Annotated in this window: 19 protein-coding genes and 2 pseudogenes; 1 reads left to right on the top strand and 20 read right to left on the bottom strand. The window is 35.5% G+C overall.

Going from position 1 to position 25512, the window contains the following annotated elements:
* Positions 1-327: 327 nt before the first annotated feature.
* Genes AC1MGI_RS14600 through AC1MGI_RS14580 form a run of 5 tightly spaced genes read right to left on the bottom strand, consistent with a single transcriptional unit; the run spans position 328 to position 4104 of the window.
* Entirely contained in the window at positions 328-699 is a 372-nt protein-coding gene (locus AC1MGI_RS14600) for a MaoC family dehydratase (RefSeq protein WP_480349797.1), read from the bottom strand.
* Complete coding sequence (locus tag AC1MGI_RS14595; protein ID WP_480345875.1) at positions 666-1007, bottom strand: hypothetical protein; 342 nt, start codon at positions 1005-1007, stop codon at positions 666-668. The genes AC1MGI_RS14600 and AC1MGI_RS14595 overlap by 34 nt, the downstream gene beginning before the upstream one ends.
* Complete coding sequence (locus tag AC1MGI_RS14590) at positions 1004-2098, bottom strand: acetyl-CoA C-acyltransferase (RefSeq protein ID WP_480349796.1); 1095 nt, start codon at positions 2096-2098, stop codon at positions 1004-1006. The genes AC1MGI_RS14595 and AC1MGI_RS14590 overlap by 4 nt, the downstream gene beginning before the upstream one ends.
* On the bottom strand, positions 2098-3543 hold the full coding sequence (locus AC1MGI_RS14585) for an AMP-binding protein (protein ID WP_480345874.1): 1446 nt from the start codon (positions 3541-3543) through the stop codon (positions 2098-2100). The genes AC1MGI_RS14590 and AC1MGI_RS14585 overlap by 1 nt, the downstream gene beginning before the upstream one ends.
* Positions 3544-4104, bottom strand: a complete 561-nt coding sequence (locus tag AC1MGI_RS14580; protein WP_480345873.1) for a biotin transporter BioY — start codon at positions 4102-4104, stop codon at positions 3544-3546.
* Positions 4105-4287: 183 nt separating this feature from the next.
* On the opposite strand from AC1MGI_RS14580, the pseudogene AC1MGI_RS14575 reads away from it, so the two are divergent.
* Positions 4288-5387 (top strand): annotated as a pseudogene (locus AC1MGI_RS14575) (transposase); the annotation flags it as partial.
* 1163 nt (positions 5388-6550) lie between these two features.
* Here AC1MGI_RS14575 and AC1MGI_RS14570 read toward each other — a convergent pair.
* The 15 genes and pseudogenes from AC1MGI_RS14570 to ltrA all read right to left on the bottom strand — a co-directional run bounded on the left by AC1MGI_RS14570 (position 6551) and on the right by ltrA (position 25357).
* Entirely contained in the window at positions 6551-8158 is a 1608-nt protein-coding gene (locus tag AC1MGI_RS14570; protein ID WP_480345872.1) for a response regulator transcription factor, read from the bottom strand.
* 5 nt (positions 8159-8163) lie between these two features.
* Positions 8164-9969 carry a sensor histidine kinase gene (locus AC1MGI_RS14565; RefSeq protein WP_480345871.1) on the bottom strand — a complete coding sequence of 602 codons (1806 nt, stop codon included), beginning with the start codon at positions 9967-9969 and terminating at the stop codon, positions 8164-8166.
* A gap of 599 nt (positions 9970-10568) precedes the next feature.
* Positions 10569-11912 carry an ABC transporter substrate-binding protein gene (locus AC1MGI_RS14560; RefSeq protein WP_480345870.1) on the bottom strand — a complete coding sequence of 448 codons (1344 nt, stop codon included), beginning with the start codon at positions 11910-11912 and terminating at the stop codon, positions 10569-10571.
* 56 nt (positions 11913-11968) lie between these two features.
* Complete coding sequence (locus AC1MGI_RS14555) at positions 11969-12802, bottom strand: carbohydrate ABC transporter permease (protein WP_480345869.1); 834 nt, start codon at positions 12800-12802, stop codon at positions 11969-11971.
* Between the two features lie 65 nt (positions 12803-12867).
* Positions 12868-13821, bottom strand: coding sequence for a carbohydrate ABC transporter permease (locus tag AC1MGI_RS14550; protein ID WP_480345868.1), 954 nt, complete (start codon positions 13819-13821; stop codon positions 12868-12870).
* A 37-nt stretch (positions 13822-13858) separates the two neighbouring features.
* The gene (locus tag AC1MGI_RS14545) at positions 13859-14200 is read right to left on the bottom strand and encodes a YesL family protein (protein ID WP_480349900.1); all 342 of its coding nucleotides are present in this window, start codon (positions 14198-14200) and stop codon (positions 13859-13861) included.
* Positions 14201-14293: 93 nt separating this feature from the next.
* A pseudogene (locus AC1MGI_RS14540) lies at positions 14294-14503 on the bottom strand (DUF624 domain-containing protein); the annotation flags it as partial.
* A 272-nt stretch (positions 14504-14775) separates the two neighbouring features.
* Complete coding sequence (locus AC1MGI_RS14535) at positions 14776-15636, bottom strand: sugar phosphate isomerase/epimerase family protein (protein ID WP_480345867.1); 861 nt, start codon at positions 15634-15636, stop codon at positions 14776-14778.
* A 4-nt stretch (positions 15637-15640) separates the two neighbouring features.
* On the bottom strand, positions 15641-16645 hold the full coding sequence (locus tag AC1MGI_RS14530) for a Gfo/Idh/MocA family protein (RefSeq protein WP_480345866.1): 1005 nt from the start codon (positions 16643-16645) through the stop codon (positions 15641-15643).
* 66 nt (positions 16646-16711) lie between these two features.
* Positions 16712-17872, bottom strand: a complete 1161-nt coding sequence (locus tag AC1MGI_RS14525; RefSeq protein ID WP_480345865.1) for a Gfo/Idh/MocA family protein — start codon at positions 17870-17872, stop codon at positions 16712-16714.
* Positions 17869-18768, bottom strand: coding sequence for a sugar phosphate isomerase/epimerase family protein (locus AC1MGI_RS14520; RefSeq protein ID WP_480345864.1), 900 nt, complete (start codon positions 18766-18768; stop codon positions 17869-17871). Before AC1MGI_RS14520 ends, AC1MGI_RS14525 begins: the two co-directional genes overlap by 4 nt.
* 45 nt (positions 18769-18813) lie before the next feature.
* Positions 18814-19698, bottom strand: a complete 885-nt coding sequence (locus AC1MGI_RS14515; RefSeq protein WP_480345863.1) for an AraC family transcriptional regulator — start codon at positions 19696-19698, stop codon at positions 18814-18816.
* A gap of 465 nt (positions 19699-20163) precedes the next feature.
* Positions 20164-20988 (bottom strand): NADH:flavin oxidoreductase, encoded by an 825-nt coding sequence (locus AC1MGI_RS14510; RefSeq protein ID WP_480349795.1) that lies wholly within the window; start codon positions 20986-20988, stop codon positions 20164-20166.
* 293 nt (positions 20989-21281) lie between these two features.
* Positions 21282-22973 carry a methyl-accepting chemotaxis protein gene (locus AC1MGI_RS14505; RefSeq protein ID WP_480345862.1) on the bottom strand — a complete coding sequence of 564 codons (1692 nt, stop codon included), beginning with the start codon at positions 22971-22973 and terminating at the stop codon, positions 21282-21284.
* A 1109-nt stretch (positions 22974-24082) separates the two neighbouring features.
* The gene (gene ltrA / locus AC1MGI_RS14500) at positions 24083-25357 is read right to left on the bottom strand and encodes a group II intron reverse transcriptase/maturase (protein ID WP_480345829.1); all 1275 of its coding nucleotides are present in this window, start codon (positions 25355-25357) and stop codon (positions 24083-24085) included.
* Between the last annotated feature and the right edge of the window lie 155 nt (positions 25358-25512).

Here is a 25512-nt window from a genome sequence, read left to right as displayed (position 1 = left end):
TTGACCCCTTTTCCCTCTATATTTCCAAGTTCATTGATAAATTTCTCTTTCCTTTTAACAATTAATTCCTCACTCTCCTGTTCATTTCTATGTTCTTTTGTAGCATCGTTTAAAAATATTTTCACACTAAATAACTTTTATACTGGAATCTTTAAAAATGGCACAATAATTTATACACTATCGACATCATTATTAAATATTCCATTTGTTCCAAACCTCGCTTATTTAATAATATGTGTAACAAAGATACATACAGCCAACAAGCTAAGAACATGATTTAGAAAAACAAAAAATGACTATCCTTATTTCTTTGAGGCTATGGGACAATTACTCTCTCGTTAATACAAATTTCCCCTTAACGACTACTTGCTTTCCATTTCTACCTTCAATCACTAATGTAGTAGAGTCATTTGCCAGCTGCATTTTCTCTCCAACTAAATGAATCGTGTTATTCTGAAATATCGGTTTAAGAAATTGCATCTCGTATGTAGAAACCCTCATCCCTTTCTCAATAAAAGAAGAGGCAATTTCCAATGAGAGCCCCATTGTCAACATTCCATGAGCGATCGGTGCTTTAAATCCGAAGCGTTCGGCTGCCTCCTGATTCAAATGAATCTTATTGAAATCTCCCGAGAGCAATGCATATTGTTTGATTTTTTCTTTCGTTAGGGTAATCGAACCACTAATTCCGACACACATTGAAAACACTCACTTCCTTCCAAGTCATAGCCTATGAGTGATTGAGTGTAAAACGTATATTTTCCTTTTTGACTTTCTTTATCAAGTGTAACCACGCACTGGAAGCTTTCCCCGACGGAAAGTTCCCTGTGACACACACAGGTCTGTTTCCGATGAATTGGTGCTGTCTTAAAGCTTCTTGGCATCTTCATATTACGATAAAAAATCATGGGAAAGGTTGGGGGCAAACTAGTTTGTTTTCCAAAAATCGCTTCATAGTTTTTCACCATTGCTTCTGTGATTGTAACTAAAGTAATCTCGGTTTTCATATCATACTCTCCCATAAAACAGCGATACCCATTCCGCCACCAATTCCGATCGTCGAAATGATATAGTTTGCTTTGTAACGCTGTACTTCATAAAATAATCGGGTGACCAAAATGGCTCCCGATGCCCCATAAGGATGACCTAAGGCAATAGCACCACCTTCTATATTTAATTTTTCAAAAGGAATAGAAAGCTCTTGAGCACATGCGACAGTTTTGGAAGCAAATGCTTCATTCAATTCAATCAAATCAATATCTTGAATCGACAGCGAATGTTTAGATAATATTTCTGAAACAGCGGGAATAGGACCTGTTCCTGGATAGTTTGGATTCACGCCAGTCACCACACTATCGACAAAGCGCATAATCGGTTTATAGCCTAATTTCTTTGATTTTTCCTCTGACATTACAAGAACCGCTGCTGCTCCATCATTAATTCCACAGCAATTTCCAAGCGTTATCGTTCCATTTTCCTTAAAACAAGGAGATAAGCGACGCAGCATTCTGTCATAATTCTGCTCGGTATTTAATCCTTCGTCTTGTAAGGAAAGATTATCGATCTTTACAAGTTCCTCTGAAAAATAATCGTGTTGTAAGGAATAAATAGCCCGTTGATAGCTAAGAAGCGCATATGCATCTTGCATCTGTCGTGTGATTCCATATTTTTCAGCTACATATTCTGCAGCCATCCCCATTTCAGGATCTCCAAATCGCTTAGGTGAGAAACGGGCTCTCTTTTCGTAGGGTGATTGACTCGTGCTTTCGACACCACCTGCAATATAGATATCCCCTGCTCCTCCTTGAATGAGATGGCAAGCAAGGCGGATCGCTTCTAATCCGGATCCACATTGTCGATCAATTGTCACCCCAGGAACAGAAAAAGGTAGATTGCTCTCTAAGCTTGACAGCCTCGCCATATTTCCTCCAGGACCGACTACATTTCCTAAAATAATATCATCTACTTGTTCGGGCAAATCTTGAACAAGGTCTCGAATGACAGCAGCAGCTAATTGTTCAGGGCGATAATCTTTTAAAATGCCGCCTTTTTTTCCAATCACCGTTCTCTTTGCTTTAACAATGACTGCTCTTTTCATCATAACGCATCCTTTTCAAACCACTTTCTAACCTCCTGGCGTGAAATCTTGCCTCCCGTTGTGTATGGAAACTGTTCGACTTTTCGCCACACTCGTGGAATTTTATAAGAAGATAGAGTATGAAGACAATAATTTTTCAAAGAGGCTAAAGATACATTTCCTTTAATGTAAGCAGCTATTTTCTCGCCCCAATATTCATCGTTGATTCCTAAAACCACTACTTCTTCTACACCGTCACATTTTATTAATGCCTGTTCGATTTCATGGGGGTACACATTGATTCCACCGTAAAGAATCATATCGTTTTTCCGACCGAGAATATATATATACCCTTCTTCATTCATTTTGGCGACATCATAAACCGTCGCCCAATCTCCCTGTAAGACCTTTTTTGTTTCCTCCTTTTGATCGATATATCCATCAAAAAGCATGTTACTTTTGACAAACAATACGCCTTCTTCTCCAACTGCTACTTCCTTTCCTTTTTCATCACGAATGCTCACTTCAACATTGTGAAAGGCTCTTCCAACTGAATCGGCATATTCAATCTGTTCATTATTTTTTAAAACCGAAACATAGCTAAGCTCCGATGATCCATAAAATTCATAGAAATCTGCGTTTGGAAACTGTAGGTGCATCTTCTCCTTCATTCTGGGAAGCCACTTTGCACCAGTTGAAATAAAAGTTATGTCTTTGGTTTCGTGATATTCTTCCTTTAATAAGGCGTTGATCATCGTAGGTACCACAAACACATGAGAAATCGGATAATGCTCTAAGACATTCATCAATCGTGCAGGAGAAAATTTTTTCAACACATATATCGTTCCACCTAAAAATAAGGTACTCAGGGCACCGTATAAAAAAGTGGAATTCACAAACGAACCTGGTATTAAGACATGGTCTTTTTCCGTCATCCCGAGGTCGACTTGATTACACCGAAAGCTTTCTATCCACGAAGCATGAGAGCGAACGAAGGCTTTTGGTTTTCCTGTGGAACCGGAGGTAAAACCAATATAAAAGGGAACATTAGCTTCACTGTGCGGACTGTCGCATCTAGCACCGATCCAGTTCTCTACCTCATCTGAATAAATGATAGGCGTACGTTGCTTTTGAAAAAAACCTTTTAGCCTTTCATCAGCAATAATCAAATCTGGAGACGTTTGTTGAATTCGTTCCTCAATCTCTTGCTTCTTCCATCTCATATCTCCAACTATACTTGCCCAGCCTGCTTCACATGCTCCAGCGAATAGCTGTAAAAACAAGCGTCCATTTGGTAGGAATAATGCCACTCGTTTCGTTGCTTGCGCTTCTCTATAAAAAGAGGTAGCGGTTCGCTGCACTAAATCAAGCCAATCACCATATAAAATGGATTCTTCGTCTGTTATGATAGCGGGTCGCTTGCTATCCAACTCAGCGTAAGTTCTATAGGTACTGGTAATTCGCACTTAAACTTGAACTCTTTCGGCGAGCGGAATATAGTTTCGTAGCTTAATAGCAAGCAGGGATGCAACGACCACTTTTATTGAATCACCAGGAAGATACGCTAAGCTAAGGATCATTGTTTTATCGATCCCAATACCCATCATCAAAGCTTGAATGGGAATTCCAAATAAATACACAACACCTATACCACCAAGAATATTAATAAGAAGAATCTTTACCAAAGACGCATTTTTCATACGATAGGATAATAGGCCAATAACATATGCACCTGCTACCCAGCCGATAAGATAGCCTCCTGATGGACTAAAAAAAACACCGATTCCGCCTCGTCCACCAGATAATAGCGGTAAACCTGTCATGACCAATAATAAAAATAAAATTTGACTAAGAGCTGCATATTTAGGACCTAAACGTGCTCCTAGCACACTACCTGATAACATGATTCCTAATGTTTGTAAAGTAATAGGCACAGGAGTAAAAGCTAACAAAATTGGAGGAAGAACTCCAAGTACGCCCATAATTGCTACAAACATTGAAACATACATTAAATCTTTTAATTTCACATTGTTAACCTACTTTCATTTTAAGTTAACATTATTATAAAACGCATTACTTTTATTTGTAAAGAATATTATTACATGAGAAAAAATCCCTTGTCCCCATGACTATCAAACTAACGACATGAATTTCCTCAAAAATAAAAAAACGTTATTCTTTCAATAAAATACCCGAAAAGAATGACGTTATTTATTAGAGAAGTAGACGACGTTTCAGGGGGACGGACTCCCATTGTCTTGGAATCTATTAGATATCATATATCAATCGTGCGTATTTCGAGGATAGTGGCTACTTACTGATTATCATGAATCCACACATATCGTATCAAGCTAAGAGTTCTAATTTACACAAGGTAAAATCAGATGTCATTGACGCACATCATCTCTGCAAGCTGTATTATAAAGAGGACATAGTACCTTAAAAACAGCGAGGAATACAACTCTTAAACCCACGAACCCTTACAAGACAACATGAAAATATTACAAGCATGTTTGTACAAGCTCAACTGTAATTTCAGACAGTTCCGGATCAAGTGTTCCCTGAATAATGTGGGGTTTTTGGAGCCTTATATTCGGATGTTCCTTTACTGACTTTACAAACATTTCCTACTTCAGAAAAGGTCTTGGTAGCTGGCGAAGAAACAATCGCTAAGAAAAAAAGAGTTATGTAAAAGTCGCTCGACAAATGGGCAAACATTCAAGTAGAAAAGTTAATAGTTGCCGCAACTCAAAACCCTTTTCAGAAAACCCTATATCATAGCCTTATTCTAAGCATAAATATGTATATTAACATGCTACTTGAATACAAAAAAACATCTATCCATACTTGAAGATGAAATAGATGCTTTAATAACAAGTATTGAAGAATATAGGATTATCAAATCGATCCCCGATATTGGTGAAAAGATCGCTATAATCATAATTTCTGAAATTTAGAAAATTGATCAGTTTAATCATCCTAAGAAACTAGTTGTATTTGCCGGAATCGATCCATGTCTTTGAATCTGGTACATTCAAAGGTACTTTAAATCGGATAACCAAAAGAGATTCTAGTAGACTACGCCACGCATGGCCGTTAAATGTGCCATTCTTGATTTTCGCAAGAAGAAAACAGCGAATGAAATCATCCCTCGTAACAAGCGATTATGAGAGTTTTATGATAAGAAACGTAAAGAAGAAAAGCCCTTAAAGTAGCTGCGGTAGCGTATGCTAATAAGCTCTTACATTGGATTTATGTGCTTTTAAAATGCAAATTAACTTTCCAAGATCTAGCCCAGTATAAAAATTAACGACTTAACTCGCTTTTTAATTACAATAATTTTACAAGTTCATTCGGCAGTACATTTAGTTTTAATAGTTTAAGCTGCTTTCCCTTTCCACTACTTAAAAACGGTTAGAAACTCAGGAAAATACCGCTCGATCCAGTTATGCATCTGCCCTTGTACAGTTTGTAAATCAACTGATAGGAGATCATGGAGTTTCTTAGTCATTTTTAACATAAATATCCACATTACTTTTAGGGTGTTGTTCAATTATATAGCCATTTAAAGGAGCAACTCTATTATCACTCAACAGTTCCTAATTCCATTTTTAAACTTAAGATATTCTTTTCAACACCCCTTTAGATAACCTTAGACAAAGGGGTAAAACGGCACAACTTTTTATAAACATCGCTACTTTATTAATAATCTACAGCATCAATGGTAGCTGGATTTGATGTGAGAATTACATTCTAGTATTTTGTAAAATATTTTATTATAAGTAGTCACAAGATTAGTTATCAAAGGGCTGAATGACAGTAAACAACCTATTCAATATCGTAATTTGGAATGAATCGGATCTCTTAGATATATATTCCAATGGACTCAAGATAAAAATCGTGGATTGATTTGATTAGAAGATTATTTAGGGGAATTTACTTAGATAACCTACAAAAAACTACTTCTTTTTTATTTTCGAATTGTGGTTTCAAATCGTTCACATTGATGGGCATGATAGATCCCATATTTTTCGATTGCTGCAATAATTAATTTACCAAAGTTTTTCATCATTAATATTTCTCCTATACTATTTAATAACTTTATTATCAAGTAGTAACGCCGTTTTCACAACTTCAGTGAAAACGGCAACAATCTGAAGGAAAACGATAACAAATTAGATGAAAACGGCCACATTCCTCTTTTTTATATAATTTCTTCATTTTCCTATCATTATTTACGATTTTCATAGATTTTAGCATGCGGATTATACTCTGTAGCAAGAATGGAATTTGTTAATTGGAATGACTATCTCAGTAGTTACATAATTTGAATTGAAAAGGGTTGTCTAGTAAGGGGCTGTGAGTATCTTATTAGACTTCCTCTTTATTACATTATCAAACTGAATCGTTGTTAGGACGAAAATTATATAGAGAATATCTCTGATTCAATCCGTAATAATTTGTTCGCTTATCTTACTTTGTATTTCCCTTTCTATACTCTATAGGGGCAATACCTGTAAATGCTTTAAATGTTTTATTAAAATAACTCTGATTTTCATAACCTAACTGTTCGCTGATTTCGATTATTGAATAATTTGTTTGGTCTAATAATTCTTTTGCACGTTTCATTTTTATATTTACAACATACTTAACGAAATTTTCCCCTACTTCTTTTTTAAACAAACGGCTGAAGTAACTAGAATTTAGATGTAGATAACTCGCTACCTCATCTAGCGTTATTCTACGGTGAATATTTGCTGAAATATACCTGCAAGCATTCGCAATTTCTATATTCGAATTTGATTCGTAACTAGCCATTTCATTAGTTTTAGAAAAATATTCGATTAGCCAATTTTCCAATTCATAAATTCCATTAATTTTCGAAATCGTTTCATAAAGATTTTCATTTGATCCATACAATTTGAAATTTGTTAAAGCTTGAATTTTCACCTTGATATCAAGTAATATCTTCAACATCCAATCTTTAACGGAATCTGGAGAAAATTGATGATCTATAATAAAACGAATCCATTTTTTTATGATTGCCAATTTCTGTTCTATTTCCACGCTATTTAGTAATATAAGATCTTTAAATTCACTAGATGCTTCATTATACCAGCTAAAAATATTTTCTTTTGAAATAGTTAATACTTGAAAATTCTCTATGCTTTTTTGTTTCAGATAAAATTTTTGAACAGTTGACTCACTTAGTTCAATCATCTGTTTCTTCATGTCTAGAGGAGTAGCAGAAGCTTCACCTAGAACAAATGATATGGTTATGCCAAACATTTTTTGAAATAGGATTTGTATTTTTTGAATGACTTTTTTAATCTTTTGATTCTCTTCTTCACATACATGGTTAATTGGAACAATTAAAAAAGACTCCTCTTGTTCGAAGTGACCGTACACACCCTTCAATGCTTCATTTCCCATAATTTCGGTTATGACATTATAAATGAGAAAGTTCACTAAAACCGTTGAACGAAACTGATTAAGTAATGATTGGTAACCATCTACTACACACAATATGATAATGTACTGTTGGTTTGCTTGAATGCCAAGTGATTCAGCTTCATTAGACCAATCTTTTTCACAATGTAATGGCTGGTAGATGGTTTTATTCATGAACTTCTCTAACATGATAGCTCTATTTCTTTCTATTGTATGAGCCATTTGTAATTGATTTCTCTGATGATTCAGTTCAATATCCAATGTATTCTTAAATTGACTTAATAATTGAGTAATTTGATCAAGGTCCAACCTGTCCTTTAAAATATATTCCTGAACCTTTAATTTTAAAGCTGATTGCACAAACTCAAATTCATTATGACATGAAAGAATAGCTACTAATAAAGAAGAGTTTTTTTCCTTTAATCTTTTTGTAAGTTCAATACCATCTAATTTAGGCATTCCAATATCTGTTATTAGAATATCCGGCATACTCGTCTCAGCTTCCTTTAACGCACTCATGCCATTAACATGAATACTTTGTAAGGCTAAACCAAGACCCCTCCAATCAATCATTTCTGAAAGAAACTCTAAAACTGGATAATCGTCATCCACTAACATCACTTTATACATACTACTCACTCCTCCTGAATAGGAATTACCATAGATACTTTGGTACCCTTATTCAGTTCACTTTGTACTTGCATGCTAAAGTTTTCACCAAATGTTAATTTCATTCTTTCATAAACATTTGATAGACCAATACTTGAAAATCCATTGGATTCACTCTCTTTGGTTGAACCTAAACTTGGTTTATTTAGATTTTCTTTAAACTTCGTAAGCTGTTCACTTTCCATTCCGCATCCGGTATCTTCAATTACAATCATCAATGTATGATTGTGATATTTTGCTCTTATCTCAATGAGGCCTACTTGCTCGTTCAGCCCATGAATAATAGCATTTTCAATGATTGGCTGTAATACTAAGCGTGGTAATTTGATGTGATGCGTATCACTTGAAACATTCATTTTCAAGCCAACCTCATGTCTTTGGCGCATATTCATTAATCGAACATAATCATGATTAATCTCAAGTTCTTCCAGAAAAGTGATCATCCCTTTGTGTTTATCAATCGTTATTCGTAATAGCTTTGACAAAGAACTGATCATTTCCGCACTTTCATTGTCACGCTTCATCATTACTTTCATCCGGATAGAATTTAAGACATTAAATAAGAAATGAGGATTTATTTGTGCTTGTAACATCTCTAGTTCTGCTTGCCTTTTTCTTGATTGAATAAGTGTATTTTCTTCTATCATTTCCCTTACTTTATCTAACATAAGGTTGAAAGACGTTGAAAGAGTGGCTATCTCATCATTTCCTTTTAAAGATGAACGTACAGTCAAATCACCACTTTGTACCTTTTTAGCGATATTCCTTAATACTACTAACCGATTTAATATTTTGCTTAATATGAGAGTAAGTAAAAACAAAAATAAAATGAATGCAATTGTTTGAGTTACGAATAATTTACGGAAAATTAAATTAATTCTAAATGTGGCTTTTTCATAGGGAATAAGGGATATTAATTTCCAATCAGTAATGGAAAGTTCACGTGTATTTATCAAATAATCTTTACCTTTGATACGAATGATATGTTCTGTTTGGAAGTTTTCTTTTTTGTTCACTTGTTCCGAAAGCTTTCTATCAAAATCCTTATTCGTCCCAATTAATAGATTGGCTTCATTCATTAGTAAGATGCTATTGTCCTTGTTTTCACTCTCTAATATATTACTTATTCTATCTACAGTTGTCGTAACGATCGCATATCCATAAACCCCAGAAATACTATCTTGCAATACTCTTGCAACAGATAATGAGTCCGGACTTTTTATTTTTTCAGATGCAAACATAGTTGTCTGTGGAGCCATCCAAATAGGGCGATACCCTTTTAGAGTACGTAGATTTTCAAACCACGTTTCTCCACTTACATTTTTCGGGTTATATTCATTAGATGAGTAATTCGTATATATTTTCCCGTTATTAAGTATAATCGTGATATAGACACTTTGGTTTTTTAATGTAAGGGTTTCCAATGTTTTGTTCACTTTTTTATCATTTAAGAAGACTAGATACTGGCTTTCATGATCTGGATCTGCCGAATTCATTACAGGTTTTTTAAAAATGAGGTTCAGTTCTGTGTCTAGCTGAATAAAATTAAGTGTGTATAACATATCCTCGAAGATTTTCTTTAAATATTCGTCTGTTAGTTTCAATTCGTTTTTAGCGCTAATAATAGCTTGTTCTTCCACCGCATCTTTCGTTAAATAATTGTAAATAGAAAATGTGCCTATTACAGGTAATATTAAGCAAGTTATTGATAGTAACAGTACTTTATCACGAAATGAAAGAAATGATACAATTTGTAGAATTCGCGTCTTCATTTCCAACCTCCAGTAAAAACCGTTCCCGGTACTTGGTTACAAAAAGCTAGTTGTTCTAACCTAAACGAATTAGTCAAAGAGATAAATGGAAAAACGTAAACATTTTGATCAGCCGCACAAAAAAATTGGGAGTGAACGATGAAGGCGCTTTTTCCTTCTTGAGGAAATCATCTTTTTCACAGTTAGCTAGACGTCGGAGCCAAATACCAAACTTATCAAAAGACTTGTTGTTTTATTGTTTTGATTGAATATTGCAAGTTTTATTCGTTTTTACTTCGTAGTTTAATTTGTTTTTCCCATTACTATTTTACCATTTTTATTTCTTCTAAGAAACACCTTTTCGAAAATGCGAGTCTTCCGTTAATGGTGGGGCGTCCCCTACGGAAAGTGAGATGAATCTATCGGGGTTTATACTGAAGTTGGTCTCCCTCATGTCCTTGTATCAAAGCAGGGACATCTTCCTGCACATATATATTAATCCGTTCTAAAATAAAACCGCCTTAACTGCCTATTAAAATAGGTAGTTAAGGCGGTAGGCTTCTCAACTATTACAGAATGAATCTAACGCATTAGCTCTTTATCGTTACAATATTGAGTATTTATTTTTTATTTTTGTCTAAAATATCTTGTACAATTTTTTTGGAATTCGCCACTGTTTCATCAAGATTTTGTTTATCCAGAATTAATTTTTCAAATTCTGAAGAAAGTGCTTGATCTATTTCATTTTGATATGGTACTGGCTTTCCTGCTTTAGCCGTAATAACCGTTTGAATTGAGTGAATTAATGATTCTTTATCTACTTTTTCTGGATTGTTTGCTTCTGCAAGGGTATCGGTAATTAGATCCACGATTTGCTCATTTGTCACTTTAGTCCAAGATGGGATATTAATGCCTTGTGCCACTTGACCTTCAGTTGTATACCATCTAATAAATTTGTATGCAGCTTCTTTATGTTTTGAGTTAGCGGATATCCCCAGAATGTCTCCATCTCCCACCGAATACGAACCTTTTTCCTCTAATTCATTTTGTGGAAATGGTGCTACGGCAATATTGAACTCAGCAGGAAAGCGCTCTGAACCGCCAAGTTCCGCTGTCATATAAGTACCCGTTATGATCATATCTACTGCTTGTGTAAAGAATTGATCACGATAATTCATTTTTTGAGAAATCATTGAAGAATAAGGCACAGCCGTTTTATCTTCCTTCTCCATTTTCAGGCGCATTGCTAATGATTCTTTATACAATGGGTTGTCCATATTTGAAGTCCCATCCGTTTTCAAGAAACCAGCATCTTTTTCTTGAGACTGTAATCTTAAGCTCATATAGTTTACCCAAGCCCCATCCCATGGACCATGAAAATAGGTAGCGTAGTGACCTTTAGAAGACAACTTTTTAGCATATTCCATAAACTCATCCCAAGTCCAATTCTTCGGCACTTCAAGTCCAGCAGCTGCTAAACGGTCCTTATTTAATAAGACATACCACGCAACAAATTTTCCAGGAAGTCCGTAATATTTTCCGCCAACATTCGTATCAACTTTATATTCTTCTTCCATTTTATAGCCGTCTTGTTCAATATAACTGTCAATCGGTTCTAGCATGCCTAAATTGACGCGCTGTGCATAGTTAGGTGTATTCGTGAACATTATAACATCCATCTCTTCTCCAGAAGCGGCAGCTAAATCAATTTTCTTCAGTGATTCTGCTCCATCCTGTTTTTCACTTAATTGAACAACATCCACTTTGATATCAGGATATTTTTCTTCAAAAGCACTGATTGTTCTCTTCCATGCGTACCCATCTTCAGTTCCATGCGTATAAAATTTAATTGTTTCGGGTTCTCCTTCTTTCCCACTTGGACTTGTGGATTCTTTTTGGCTACATGCAGCTAGTATCCCAATAACTAAAGTGAAGCTTAAAAAAAGTAATAAGAATCTTTTCATTATTCCTTCCCCCCTGAATTCGTTTCATTTCTATTTTTTTCTTTCTGTAAAACCAATTATCCTTTTACTCCACCCATTGCAATTCCTTCAATAACTTGTTTTTGCCCAATGATAAAGACAATTACGAGTGGAAGTATTGCTGAAACAGCAGCTGCCATAATCAAAGAATAGAATTCACCATTTAATGAAGTGAATTTCTGCATAGCTAGCTGAATCGTATACAATCCATCTGTTCGTAAGAAAATGAGTGGATTTTGATAATCATTCCATGTCCAAATAAAACGTAAAATCGCGTATGTCGCAATAGCTGGCCTTACAATTGGCAAGGCAATCGACCAAAAAATTCTAAAGTGGCCAGCACCGTCTATTTTCGCTGCGTCAATATAGTCCGAATGGATCCCCATAAAGAACTGCCTTAACATAAATGTACCTAGCACACTAAAGCTCCCTAAAAGAATCAAACCGAAATGACTATCGAATAAACCTAAATAACGATATAGAATAAATTGTGGAACTAGGATGGATTGTTGTGGTACCATAAATGTGGTCAAAACGATTAAGAAAAGGAACTTCCCCGCTGGAAAATTCACTTTTGAAAACCCATAAGCTGCCATAGCAGACACGATTACAGAAATCATGGTTGTAATCACAGTAACTTTTATGGAGTTCCAATAATATAGTGCAAAAGGATATTGCCCTAACCAAACTTCTTTATAGTTTTCAAGACCATTCCATCTTGTAGGAATCCATTCAACTGGAAATTTAAAAACATCTGCTTCAATCTTAAAGGACGTGGATAGCATCCAAATGAATGGTAGTAAAAAGGCGATACTGACTACAAAAGTGATAATGGTAATGATTAACTTTCGTAGGGTGAATTTTTTCTCCATGTGTCTTCCTCCCTCAGCGATATTTCAACCAATTATTTAATTTAAAGAGAACATGTTTCAGTAGATTAGTAGTTCACCCATTTTTTCTGCCCTACCCACTGTAATAAAGTGATGATAAGAACAAATACGAATAGGACAACAGCAATTGCGGAAGCATAACCAATTTTCAAATCTACGAATGCGCTTTCATACAAATGCCATACAAGCATGGTTGTTGAATTAATAGGGCCTCCTTTAGTTAATACAGCAATTAAGTCAAACACCTTAAATGTACCAATAATTCCGGTAATCAAAAGGAAGAATGTTGTTGGAGATAAAGCAGGAAGCATGATGTTCTTAAATTTATCCCAAGCCGTCGCCCCATCCATATCAGCTGCTTCATAAAGTTCTTTAGGAATCGACTGTAAACCAGCTAAAAAGAGGATCATATTAAACCCAATGGCTGCCCAAATTTGAATCAACATCACGGAAATTAGTGCGAAATTGGGATCTGCTATCCATGTAGGTGGGTTCTCGATACCAATTGAGAATAAAAATTGATTAATCGGTCCATCTGTTGGATTAAATAGCACTTGCCAAACAACGGCTATGGCAACAATACTCGAAATATACGGCATAAAAAAAGCTACTTTGAAATAACTCTTCATATACACATGCTTATCAATGACAATTGCTATAAGCAAAGAGAAAATCATCGTTAAAGGAACCGTTAATAAGAAAAGTAAATTATTGGCTACTGATTTAAGAAACCCTTCATTTTCAAACAGTGCTTTGAAATTATCGAAGCCTACCCACTTTATTTGCGCAATCCCCATAATAAAGTTCCAATCTGCAAAGCTTAGTATAAAAGTTGCAATAATTGGCAGGAGAGTTAAAATTCCAACCCCTATTAACATCGGAGATACAAACAATAGACCTGCTAGATTTTCTTTTTTTTCAATTCCACTTTTCTTTTTGATTTTTACAGGTTTAGCATTCTCTACAACATTTCCAATCACACTTTTCGCTTCAACACTCATATTACCTTCCCTCCCGAGAGTATCATTTGCTAAAATTTTAGTTATGGATGGCCAATTGAGATTTTCCTTGCTTTTGTATTTTTTTTGTTCGGTCTCCTATTTTCCTAATTAGATGCATGGAGAAAAACGTAAGCACGCACCCTAAACCGCTTGCAAAAAAGAGAAATCCTGCCATTGGTAGTAAAAAGCTTATCAACATTAAGGAGGCAACCGATAACATCATGATAAAAGTATAATGAGGGTAGGTGATTCCTATTAGAAAAGCTAATTTAATAGTAGTAAACACCTTTCCATCTACCTGAAGATATACCGGAATCACGTACAACAATGTAATCCCGAATACGAAACCACTACCTAGCAGAACTCCTTTTGTAATCATCCCCAAGGTACCCGAGAGTTGGTTTGTAAATAGCCAGTCTGTGAAAAAAACGATAGAAATGAAGAATAATATGATACCCAATCGATTTGCTTTAAAAAATTCCTTTTTATATATGTTCAAAAAATCATTGAAAACCCTTACATTTTTTCCTTCATGGATCCATTCCTTGAGTATCGAAAACAAGGCAACTGTAGCAGGAAATATACCAGCTATTACTAGTCCAGCGATCGTGAAAACTATCCACAGTAGATTAAGATAAAGTAATCTAATTATCCAATCACATACAACATATACATTGTTCATAAATCTAGAAGATCCTATCGTTTACACCCCCTTATACTTATTGACTATACTAATTATTGTATGAGAATTATTAATAGAATCATATAGATTTTTTTTACCTAATTGAAATTATTTTGACATTTCTAAACTTTTATATCGAGGGATTGTAAGTGAGTGGTTAGTAAAGGTAATCTTAAAAAAAGAATCAGAAGCCGAAGAAGACATTTGTCTAAATACGGTTCCTGATTCCTTGATTTTATACCGTTATTTTATTTCTGTTTTTTACCTTTCAATTAAAACCAATCTGCATAACCAATTTTTCTCAAGTGTTCAGCAGACGTTTGCAGGCAATCGAATGGATCACGGCCATATGTATTATCCTGTTCTACTAAGAAATACTGTGCGCCACTTTCTAATCCAGCTTCAATAATGGCATTCATATCAAGGTTACCTTCACCAAGTTCTGCAAATTCAATCGTATTCGTGAAGATATTCATGAATTTAGCCATATCATTAAAGTCCACTTCACTCAAATCCATTTGTCCAATTCGATAATCTTTTAAGTGTAATAGCGAAATACGTCCTGCGTATTGTTTAATAAACTCAACAGGATTTACGCCAGCTCTTTGAATCCAGTGAACGTCTAACTCAAAACCAAGCTTAGTCGTGTTATTTTTTATTAAATCTAATAGATATTCGCCATCGTATTTTTGGAATTCGAGATGATGAGTATGATAGTATAATTCAATACCATGTTCAGCTAATCTCTCTGCCATGATTTCAGCTTTATTAATAAAATCCATGATTTTATCTTTATCGCCCATTACCGTTAACGGCAACATACCGATACGTAAGAAATTACAATCTAATGTTTTGCAATCATTCACAATTTTTTCGAAATCATCTGTCAATGTTTCACCTGGAGCGCCTGGTAACATTGGTTCTAGGGCAGCAGACATCGCAGCGATTTTGATATCAAAGTCTAAACTCGCTCTCTTTAACTCAGATACATTTTCTGCAGTCATTGGAATTTGTGATACTTCGACAGCGTGATATCCAAGTTCATTTATTTTTCTCATTGTTTCATAAGCACCTAGTTCTTCCACTTTGCCTTTAAGCATCATCATTTGAACGCCAATTTTACCTTTTGTCATTCTGTCAAACCTCCAATTTAATTTCTTTTTTTAACTCTGATGATTTGCGAATCGCGTCAATCATTTGAATAGACGTTAGTGCATCTTTAGCATGAACATAATCCTGCGTGTTGTTTTCTATACAGGAATGGAATTTATGAATTAATTTTGTATGGCTTGCACCGTAATAGAATTTTGTTCCAGGTAATTTTTCGTCTTCTATGATCTCTTCTTTTCTACCATTTTCATTTAATCTTGTTAAAATGCTATCTTTGATTGTAAATTTTTCTTTCTCGAAAACTACTTGAAGTTCAACGCTGGAATTCCCCGAATTAGCAATCGTTGCAAAAAATAGACCTGAAGCACCGTTTCTGAACTTGATGTTGGCAGTGGCTGTGTCTTCCACTTCAATGTCATAATCTAATAAATTGTCAACAGATCCCCTGATAGATTCAATTTCACCGCCGATTAGTTGCATTAAATCTAAAGTATGAAGTGCCTGATTAATCATGACTCCGCCACCGGCATACTCCATTTGGCCCCGCCATGGTTTCGCATCATAATAATCTTTCGGTCTAAACCAGGAAACAATCCCCTTAATACCGATTATTTTGCCATATTGTCCGTTAGTAACAAGTTCTTGAAGTTTTTCAAAAGACTCATTCAATCGATTTTGAAGACAGACACCAATCTTAACTCCCTCGTTGTCCTGTTCAAGTTTTACTAGCTCATATCCTTCTTCTGTGTTCAATGATAATGGTTTTTCTTGAAATACATGAACTCCCTTTTCAACACACGCTTTTGTTACAGGGTAATGAAGATAATGTGGCAACAAATTGTGCACACAATCCAAAGCTTCCTTATCAAGTAATTCGTGATAATCTGTATAAAAATTCACACCAGATACGGTATTATTTAATGTTTCATCTGTATCGCACACCGCTACTAATTCAACATTTGGATTAGATATAATAGCTGGGATATGGATTTTGGATATATCTCCAAGTCCAATAACTGCTACTTTAAGCATACGCCCAACTCCTTTTAAAACGAACTCATGACCAATCTAGCCATGAGTTCATTTGATTTTATTAAATTACTGTTTAACAGGACTCTTTTTTTCTTCTTCAATCTTTTTGTTTAATTCAGCAAAGTATAAGTCTTCATCAACTGGAAGCTCAACTTCTTTACCTAACCAGCTTGATAGATGGATCGCATTAGCAAACGCAACACCATGGATACCATCGCTACCAGGTGCAATTAGTGGTGTACCTTCTACAATATTTGCAGCGAAGTTTTCCAAAACAGAGATATGTTGTCCACCCCATACACTTTCAAATTCAAGCACTTCTTCAGTGTAAATATCTGATAGACCTTTACCAGTGAAAATGGCCATTACATCTGCCCAGCTCATAGTAGCACTCATTTCAGATTCAGGTTTATTAAGTCGTTTGATTGTGATTTTCTTACTATCATCCACAACAATTTTCCCTTTATCACCCAAAATTTCAAAACGATCAGTACCCAAAATATCATGTGTGCACGTAATAAATACTCCGGTTGCTCCATTCCCATAGTCAAGTAATGTCGTTACTTCATCCTCAACAGCGATATCTCTTTGATAGCCGTATTTTACGTTAGAATAAACTTTTTTAGGCATACCACAAATCCATTGAAGCAAGTCAAGTTGGTGTGGTGCTTGGTTTACTAATACACCACCACCTTCTCCTTCCCATGTTGCTCTCCATGCACTTTGGTCATAATAACCCTGTGGTCTCCACCATGTTGTAATCATCCAGTTTGTACGACGGATTTTTCCAATTTCACCATTATCAATAATCTCTTTTACTTTTTGATAAAGTGGATTTGTTCTTTGATTGAAGAAAATACCGAAAGTCAACTCTGGTTTTGATGCTGCAAATTCATTTAATTCTTTTACTTGTTTCGTATAAACACCAGCTGGTTTTTCTACCAATGCATGGATATCTCTTTGTAATGCTGCGATTCCGATTTCTGGGTGTAAGTAATGTGGAACAGTTGTAACGACTGCGTCAACATTACCGCTCTCAAGCATGTCAATATAGTTATCATAGAATGGTATGTCTGGATACTTTTCTGCACACATTGCCTTTTTAGCTGGATCAATATCACAAATAGCTCCAATTACCATGTTTTTCACTTTTCCTTCTGAAATAAATCCAGCATAAGTTCCACCTTGCGCACCAATTCCGATAATTCCTAATCTAACCGTTTTCATAATGATTTCTCCTCGCTCTTTATATTTTTAAGAATTTCTAATAATGAATCATATTGAAGTTTGTATCCACCTGCACCATCAAGTCCTTTGTTATCCTTAATCACATCTGTAGCTTCCTCAAGCTCTAGATCCTTTAATGAATCAAAGAGAACGAGATGAGGCTCAAGTGTTAAAAAGCCTTTGTAACCGCTTTGGATAAACTGTGCAAGTAGCTCAGGAATTTTCCCTTCGCCAGTACCACACACAACATTTTGGCTATCCGTTGTTACGGCATCCTTGATGTGAATGTAAACAATCTCATCTTTTAACAACTCGTAGCAAGCTTGCGTGTCTTCACCACATTGTACAAAGTTAGCAAAATCGAATATCCCTTTAAAATAAGGAGAGTCAACCGCTTTCAATATCTCATGACAACGTCTTGCAATGTCACCATAGATATCTTTTTCGTTTTCATGTACTAAAATAACATTATACTTTTCTGCAATTGCAGCAAACTCTGTTATTTTCGTTATTACTTCACTACTATATTGATCGGCATTTTCACCTTTTGGAATATAGAAGCTGAAGATGCGGATATATTTACAATCTAATAAATTACTAATTTGACAAAGCTCGTCCAACATCACTTTTTGTTTTGCGAAACCTTCTTCATCGTTAATAAACACTTTGCCAATGGGCGACCCTATTGAAGAGACACGGATGCCTGCATTTTGAAGACGTGGTAGTACAGTTTCTTTTATCTCATCTACGTTAAAATCTCCAATATTTTTACCGTCAATCCCACGTAATGATATATAGTGCATACCTAGATTTGCGACAACTTCAAGCTGAGTATCAAAATCAGACGAGATTTCATCTGAAAAGCCTGAAATCATTAAGTCTTTAACCATATTCATTTATGCGTGTTCCTCCTTCATGCTGAATATTAATCGTTTGAAAGATTAATTTTGGGAATTACTTGCTTGAATTTGTTTATTTTTACGATAATGTGATGGCGTAATGCCCACTTTATCTTTAAAAAACCGACTAAAATGCGATACACTCTCAAATCCCGAAGCACGAGACACCTCTGCTAGAGATTGATTTGGTTCCATTTCCAACAAATACTTCACTTGATTTAGACGACATCCCATCACATATTCCATCACCGTAAACCCTGTGACTTCTTTAAAAACATGTGAGACATAATACTTGCTCAGATTCAACTCCGTCGCCATACGATCTAAACTAATCTTTCCGGCAAAATGGGCATCTATCCATGAGGCAATGGCCTCAGCGTGATGTTCCTTTTCCGTTTTTTCGCTTATCACATGAGCTAAATCTTTTTGACTCATTTTATAAATTTTCAACAACAACTGAACTAACTCAATCTTTACTTCAGCTTCAACTAGATCGCTTTTTTGATCTGTTTGTTGTCTCAATTTATCACTGTACGAAAGCAAGCTCGCTATCCGCTCGATCTTCCCATCAACAAATTTTCCTGATTCATCATACCCGGTACGAAGCAAGAAATTGTTCAGCTTTTGAAACGGATCCAATAAATTTGGTAGTCCAAGAACAGACAATAACTCCTGTAGCCAAGTCGGAGAAAAATGAATAACACTCCTCGTATACGTACTTATTAAACGAGGGTTCGGTTTATGCAAAGTTAAACCATCCAAGAGAATAATATCACCCGGTTGCAATTCATAAATCCGATTGTTAATTAAATACTTACATTCTCCTGCATGAAAAAAATAAATTTCATATTCGTGGTGAGAATGAAAAGTAAATGAAGGAGTTAGCATTCCTTGCATTCTATACTGACCATATATCCATTCATCCATTTTTCTCACACCTTTACGAAAACGCTATCAAATAAGTCAGTATATCTGAAGCTACTTTTATTTTAATGCAATTAATAAGAAAAAACATTCTCCAAAACTGCTTAGATCTCGATACTTTTTGACTCATATTGCTTTTTGTATTGAACCCTCAGTACAATACTAGAAAAAAACAGAGACAAGTCTTGCATACATTGAGCTAGGTTTGTCTCTGTTAAGATTTCTGTGGCCTTATATAGTAGCCTACAACAAACAGGATGTAATCCCCTTCTGAATAATGGAGCTTCAACGCCCAATTCATATCTTCTAACTGCTGCTGATCACGGGTCGGCTGCACATCTTTTGATTGAATCATCTTTTATGGAAGCTTCACTTTATTAAATTTAATATAAGATAGTCGAATTTCATATAAGTATCAACTTTCTTACTTGAATCTTTTTAAGTGGAAAACTTATAGATAAAGAATACTTACGCTTCAAATTCTTTAATCTTTGCATCTGGTCTTAAAATTTTTTCTGGATGAAACTCTTTTAATGTTTCTCCATTTTGTACTTTCTGAATCCAATCGTGGTTAGCTAGAGCGCCTTTTCCTAATGTGACTACATCAGCTTCTCCTCGTGCCACCATTTCATTAGCTCTAGAAGGGTTTTCTAGATGACCATGTGCAATGACTGGAATTTTCCCATATTCCTTTGCAAAAGCTGCAAGAGATAAATCACTTGTATCAAAGGCCTGATTCCATGCTTTGTGTTCTGTCACATGAATATAATCTAAACCAGCTTGTCCTAATTGACCAAAGATAACTTTAGCATTTTTTTCTCTTCCTGCCCATATATGTTCATAGTCATTCACTTTACTTTGTGAAATTCTAATACCTACCGTAAAGTTAGATCCCGCAGCTTCACGCACAGCTTTAGATATTTCAACTAACAAACGCACACGATTCTCTGTATTGCCACCGTACTCGTCTGTGCGATGGTTGGTATAATCTGTTAGGAATGCATCTAATAAATAACCGTTAGCTCCATGAATTTCTACTCCATCAAACCCAATTGATTGAGCACGTTTTGCTGAATCAACAAATCCCTTAATTACTTCTTTAATTTCTTCTTTTGTTGCTTCTCTTGGAAGAGAAAATGGTCCTTTACCTCCATAAAATTCAAGTTGTTCTCCTTTAGGCTGAACAGCAGATGGAGCAATAGTACCTTCTACAAAGCAATTTCCTTGAGAAAGAGGGCCTGTATGTTCCAATTGCATAATAATTTTTGCACCCGCTTGATGCACATATGTCATAAACAAAGTTCCCCCAGTGTTTGCTACTCCAGTACAACCAGAAGCCATAGTCGTGACAGGAGCTATATCCGAGGCAGTGAAAGAGAATATTGTCCATACTTTTGATTAATGGGGTTAAGCTAATATTAAATTTTGATCAGCTATCGTTTTAAATGAAGCTGTTCCTTTTAGATAGGTTAAAACTGCCTTTAATTTTAGTTCTGAACTATATTTTGTCATACGAAAAACTGCACCTCCAATTGTTAGGTGTGTCTAACAATTGGGGTGCAGTTCAAAATGATGGTCTTGTTTAACTAAAGCTTAAATTGACGAACTAATCTATTAAGTTTTTCAGCTAATTTCGCAAGGTCATCAGAACTGTTGGTTACTTCTTCCATCGAGCTGCTTATTTGTTGAGACGAGGCAGAGGTTTGTTCTACTCCAGCAGCTGTCTCTTCCGAAATAGCTGCAATCTCTGAGATAGAACCATTCATTATTTCACTGTTTGATGAAATACTTGATAAGTTCTCAGAGACCGTTTTAATACTATTTACCATCTCTGTTACAGCTGAGCTGATTGAAGCAAAGGTTTCTCGTGTTGTCTTTATTTGGGTTGTTCCTTGTTTAACTTCGGTATACCCATCTTGTAATGATGTCGTTACTAAACTGGATTCACTTTGTATACCAGCGACAATGTCAGTAATATCTGCTACAGAACTAGAGACTTGTTCAGCAAGCTTTCTGACTTCATCTGCAACGACGGCAAAACCTCTACCGTGTTCTCCTGCTCTGGCAGCTTCAATTGCTGCATTTAATGCTAGGAGGTTGGTCTGGGCAGCAATTTCTTGAATAACCGAAACCAATTTCGATATTTCTTGTGACTTAACATCTAAACCTTGCACTTTATGTACTGCATCTTGCACGATTTGGTCAATTTTAGCCATTTGCTTGTTGGATGATTCCATTAATTGACTGCCTTCACTAGTCATTTGGAAAACTTCATTTGAGGCTTTTTGAATTAGCTCTCCATTAGAATTAGCTTCTTGAACTGAAGTTGAAAATAATCCCATAATGTTGGCCAGTTCACTTGCAGTTCTGGCTTCTGATTCTGTACCCGCGGCTAATTCTTGCATAGTAGTGGCAATTTGTTGAGAACCAGCGTTCACTTCATTTGCAGATTGAGTTAACTCTTCACTTTGACTTGTTATTGATCCAGAGGCTACATTGATTTCACTTAGTAATTCACGAATATTGTTACTCATTTCATTTGTTGCAACAACAAGCTGACCTACTTCGTCTTGTGACTTTGTTTCTAATGGTTCATTGCTTAGATCACCACTTGAAATTAACTTCATTCGCTCCATCACTTTTATGATTGGTTTTGCAATAATATTGGAAGTAATTAGTGCTGCAGCTAAACTAACCAAAATAACCAAAATTGTTACTATCGTGGCTACAAATAGTGTTTTTCCCCCTTTTGCTATAATTTGGCTCTCTGTCTTATTAATCGAATCTCGACTTTTACTTGCCAGCTCTTCATAACCGACCATAATTTCACGTACAACCTGGTTTTTTTCTGCTAGATTTTGTCGAGCCAATTCGATATTTCCTTTGTCATACTCTTCGAATACTTCTTTTGCAACAAACTGTCGCCACTCAACGGTCTTTTCGATAAGTTGATCAAATTCCTCGGAAGCCCCTACCTCTCTAACAATTGCTTCATTACGCTTACCCTCTTCTGTATATTCATTAAATCGATCTTTATAGTCACCACCATATAACACGTAACCACGGGCTGTTGATATTCGATTCGCCATAGTTCTAGCCATTTGTTCATTAGCAATTAATAGTGGCAGCTCTTTCTCTACAATATTTTTAGCTTCCTCGTTACTTTTCTTAATTGCCGAAAAATTATAAATTCCAAATAGAATGACAAGTAAAATAACTAATGAAAACCCAAATAACATTTTCATCTTAATACTTTTAAAATTAAATCGTTTCTTCACTTCTTGTACCTCAATTTCTTATAGTTTACATTCCACGGTTGCTCAAAATTGCCTGATTTACTATTATTTCCTGCTTCATTTATTTTATCTCACGGGTAAATTCCACACTATTTTTTAAATTAACTTATCAATTTATTCCAAACTTGTTGCGCTATTATGACAGCTAAAATTCCCAAAATTAACATCGTACAATCAATAAAAGAATTATATGAAAATGAGTTTCGCTTGAATGGTTGAAATAAGTTTAAGTGGTTTAAATTTCATTATATCGACACCTTTCTTAGTAGTTTATGAAACTATTCTTTTTTTATAATACTTGAAATTTATCACTTAACTTATATCGGTTACTTATTTCAACTTTCAAGCCAATGATGGGAAGAAGTAATTTTATAATTATTGCTAATTTCTGCAACTTAATAAGGAGTACCGCGTTTTTAAACGTAAAAAACATTATCCTACATGAATACGTGAAAGTGTTCCTTAACAATATTGTCCTTAAATGAAAATGAGCACTTATCCTTGATAAAGAATAGCGCCCGTTCGTAGCGTAAGAATCACCGTCTGACGATCGATCAGCTGAGGTCAATTTTCAATCGAGTATTTCCTTCCATGTTTTATTCTGCATCCCCGCCGTGAAAATAATCAGTGCAACAGTCATAAGCTCTTTTCCGTTATATCTTTCCCTAGATAAAAATCAGCTGAAGATTTCATATCCTTTCATTCACTACTTCTTTCATTCTCAATCATTATGAATTTCTCCTTTCAAACAAAGGGGAAAATCCCCTTTGCCCGTTAATTAATTTTAAAGATAACCCTTTTCTTTCAAGCTGAAATGCATTCCATTATGGGTAACTATCACGTGGTCAAGGGCGATCTGAGCGTAAAAGTTTTTTATGTTGCGTAGCGTTTTTAATAAAAAAGTTTTGTGCCCCTTGACCGATTGACTAGCCTTCTAACCTTTCAGCCGGAAAGGTTCGGGTGTCCTACCGGCTGAAAGGTTAGAAGGCTTGCGCTGTTTTACGATTCGGAAGGCAAATAGGGAAAATAATTTAACTATTTTCGCCCCTCTCACACCACCGTACGTACGGTTCCGTATACGGCGGTTCAATTTATATTACAGTGTGTACTTTTAGATAATGTTCTAAAGCAGAGGGAAGCCCCCTCTGCTTTAGTCTTTTGTTTGAAATTGCTCTTTGAACAACTTTTGATAGTCCGATGTACCGGTAACCTTTTCGACAGAAAGTTAATCCTTTCGCTTCTTCCTCCGGAATCCCTAATTGAACAAGCGATTTGATTTGTTTCTTCGCTACCTTCCATTGCTTCCAGATAATCACTCTAATTCTAGAGCGAAGCTTCTTATCTATCTCAGTCATCGTTTTTTTCATATTCGAGATTCTAAAGTAATTAACCCACCCAAGTATGACCTGTTTTAGTTTTAGAATTCGGTAGTCCAGAGGAACACTCCAATTTCGCTTTGTTAATTTTCGAAGCTTCCTTTGAAGTTTTTGTATGGATGTGAGATGAGGTTTTACTTGATATTTCTCATTCTTAGAATCGTAATAAAATCCAAATCCTAAGAATTTCAAATCTTTTGGACGGGAGATTTTACTCTTTTCTACATTGACTATCAACCCTAATTTCTTTTCTATAAATCTCACGATTGATTCCATCACTCTATTGGCTGCTTTCTCACTCTTCACGAAAATAAGGGCATCGTCAGCGTATCTCACGAATTGGAGTCCTCTACTTTCTAGTTCCTTATCCAGTTCGTTCAACATAATATTACTCAATAATGGGCTTAGGTTTCCTCCTTGCGGAGTTCCAACTGGTGTTTCTTCATATTTCCCATTTACCATAACCCCACTGACAAGATATTTTCTTATTAGAGAAATGACATCTCCGTCATCTATTGTATTAGAAATAATTCGCATGAGTTTATCGTGGTGGACTGTATCGAAAAATCTTTCAAGGTCGATATCTATAACCCAATCGTGTCCATCATTCAAAAATTCCAAGCTTTTTATAATGGCCATCTCACAACTTCTTTTCAGTCTAAAACCATAACTGAATTCGCTGAACTGCTTTTCAAATATCGGACTGAGTACTTGATGAATGGCTTGTTGAACGACCCTATCCACTACTGTTGGTATTCCCAATTTGCGCATCTTGCCATTTTCTTTTGGAATCTCCACTCTTAAGGCAGCTTGTGGTTGGTATTTTCTTGTTCTGATGCGCTGACGCAGCTCGGCTTTATGCTCTATCAGATATTGTTTCAGTTCGTCGACTGTAACTCCATCAACCCCACTGGCACCTTTATTTTTATAGACACGTAAGTAGGCTTCATTCATATTTTGATTACTTAGAATCTGTTCTAAAAGTTTCACACTCGTTTCTCCCTTCCTCTCACGTAATAAGTGATAGTTCCATTTTGGTTATCCTTTGAGATACGCTCATACTTTCACCATTAATACATTCGGAATAGGTCACTTACGCATTCGTGGCGTTGAAACACTATAAATTGTTCAGCCCTTCATGAATG

It is taken from the genome of Peribacillus sp. BM1, assembly GCF_056679975.1.
The sequence above is the reverse complement of the archived record's forward strand: the minus strand, read 5'-3'. Positions and strand labels throughout refer to the sequence as shown.

What these genes read in the sequence shown, in the direction of transcription:
- AC1MGI_RS14525 (WP_480345865.1), bottom strand. Translation starts at nt 17,872, where the DNA reads ATGAAAACGGTTAGATTAGGAATTATCGGAATTGGTGCGCAAGGTGGA.
- AC1MGI_RS14565 (WP_480345871.1), bottom strand. Translation starts at nt 9,969, where the DNA reads ATGAAGACGCGAATTCTACAAATTGTATCATTTCTTTCATTTCGTGAT.
- AC1MGI_RS14570 (WP_480345872.1), bottom strand. Translation starts at nt 8,158, where the DNA reads ATGTATAAAGTGATGTTAGTGGATGACGATTATCCAGTTTTAGAGTTT.
- AC1MGI_RS14535 (WP_480345867.1), bottom strand. Translation starts at nt 15,636, where the DNA reads ATGACAAAAGGTAAAATTGGCGTTCAAATGATGATGCTTAAAGGCAAA.
- AC1MGI_RS14555 (WP_480345869.1), bottom strand. Translation starts at nt 12,802, where the DNA reads ATGGAGAAAAAATTCACCCTACGAAAGTTAATCATTACCATTATCACT.
- AC1MGI_RS14520 (WP_480345864.1), bottom strand. Translation starts at nt 18,768, where the DNA reads ATGAATATGGTTAAAGACTTAATGATTTCAGGCTTTTCAGATGAAATC.
- AC1MGI_RS14595 (WP_480345875.1), bottom strand. Translation starts at nt 1,007, where the DNA reads ATGAAAACCGAGATTACTTTAGTTACAATCACAGAAGCAATGGTGAAA.
- AC1MGI_RS14510 (WP_480349795.1), bottom strand. Translation starts at nt 20,988, where the DNA reads ATGACATATGTGCATCAAGCGGGTGCAAAAATTATTATGCAATTGGAA.
- AC1MGI_RS14545 (WP_480349900.1), bottom strand. Translation starts at nt 14,200, where the DNA reads ATGATTACAAAAGGAGTTCTGCTAGGTAGTGGTTTCGTATTCGGGATT.
- AC1MGI_RS14590 (WP_480349796.1), bottom strand. Translation starts at nt 2,098, where the DNA reads ATGAAAAGAGCAGTCATTGTTAAAGCAAAGAGAACGGTGATTGGAAAA.
- AC1MGI_RS14560 (WP_480345870.1), bottom strand. Translation starts at nt 11,912, where the DNA reads ATGAAAAGATTCTTATTACTTTTTTTAAGCTTCACTTTAGTTATTGGG.
- AC1MGI_RS14550 (WP_480345868.1), bottom strand. Translation starts at nt 13,821, where the DNA reads ATGAGTGTTGAAGCGAAAAGTGTGATTGGAAATGTTGTAGAGAATGCT.
- AC1MGI_RS14600 (WP_480349797.1), bottom strand. Translation starts at nt 699, where the DNA reads ATGTGTGTCGGAATTAGTGGTTCGATTACCCTAACGAAAGAAAAAATC.
- AC1MGI_RS14530 (WP_480345866.1), bottom strand. Translation starts at nt 16,645, where the DNA reads ATGCTTAAAGTAGCAGTTATTGGACTTGGAGATATATCCAAAATCCAT.
- AC1MGI_RS14515 (WP_480345863.1), bottom strand. Translation starts at nt 19,698, where the DNA reads ATGGATGAATGGATATATGGTCAGTATAGAATGCAAGGAATGCTAACT.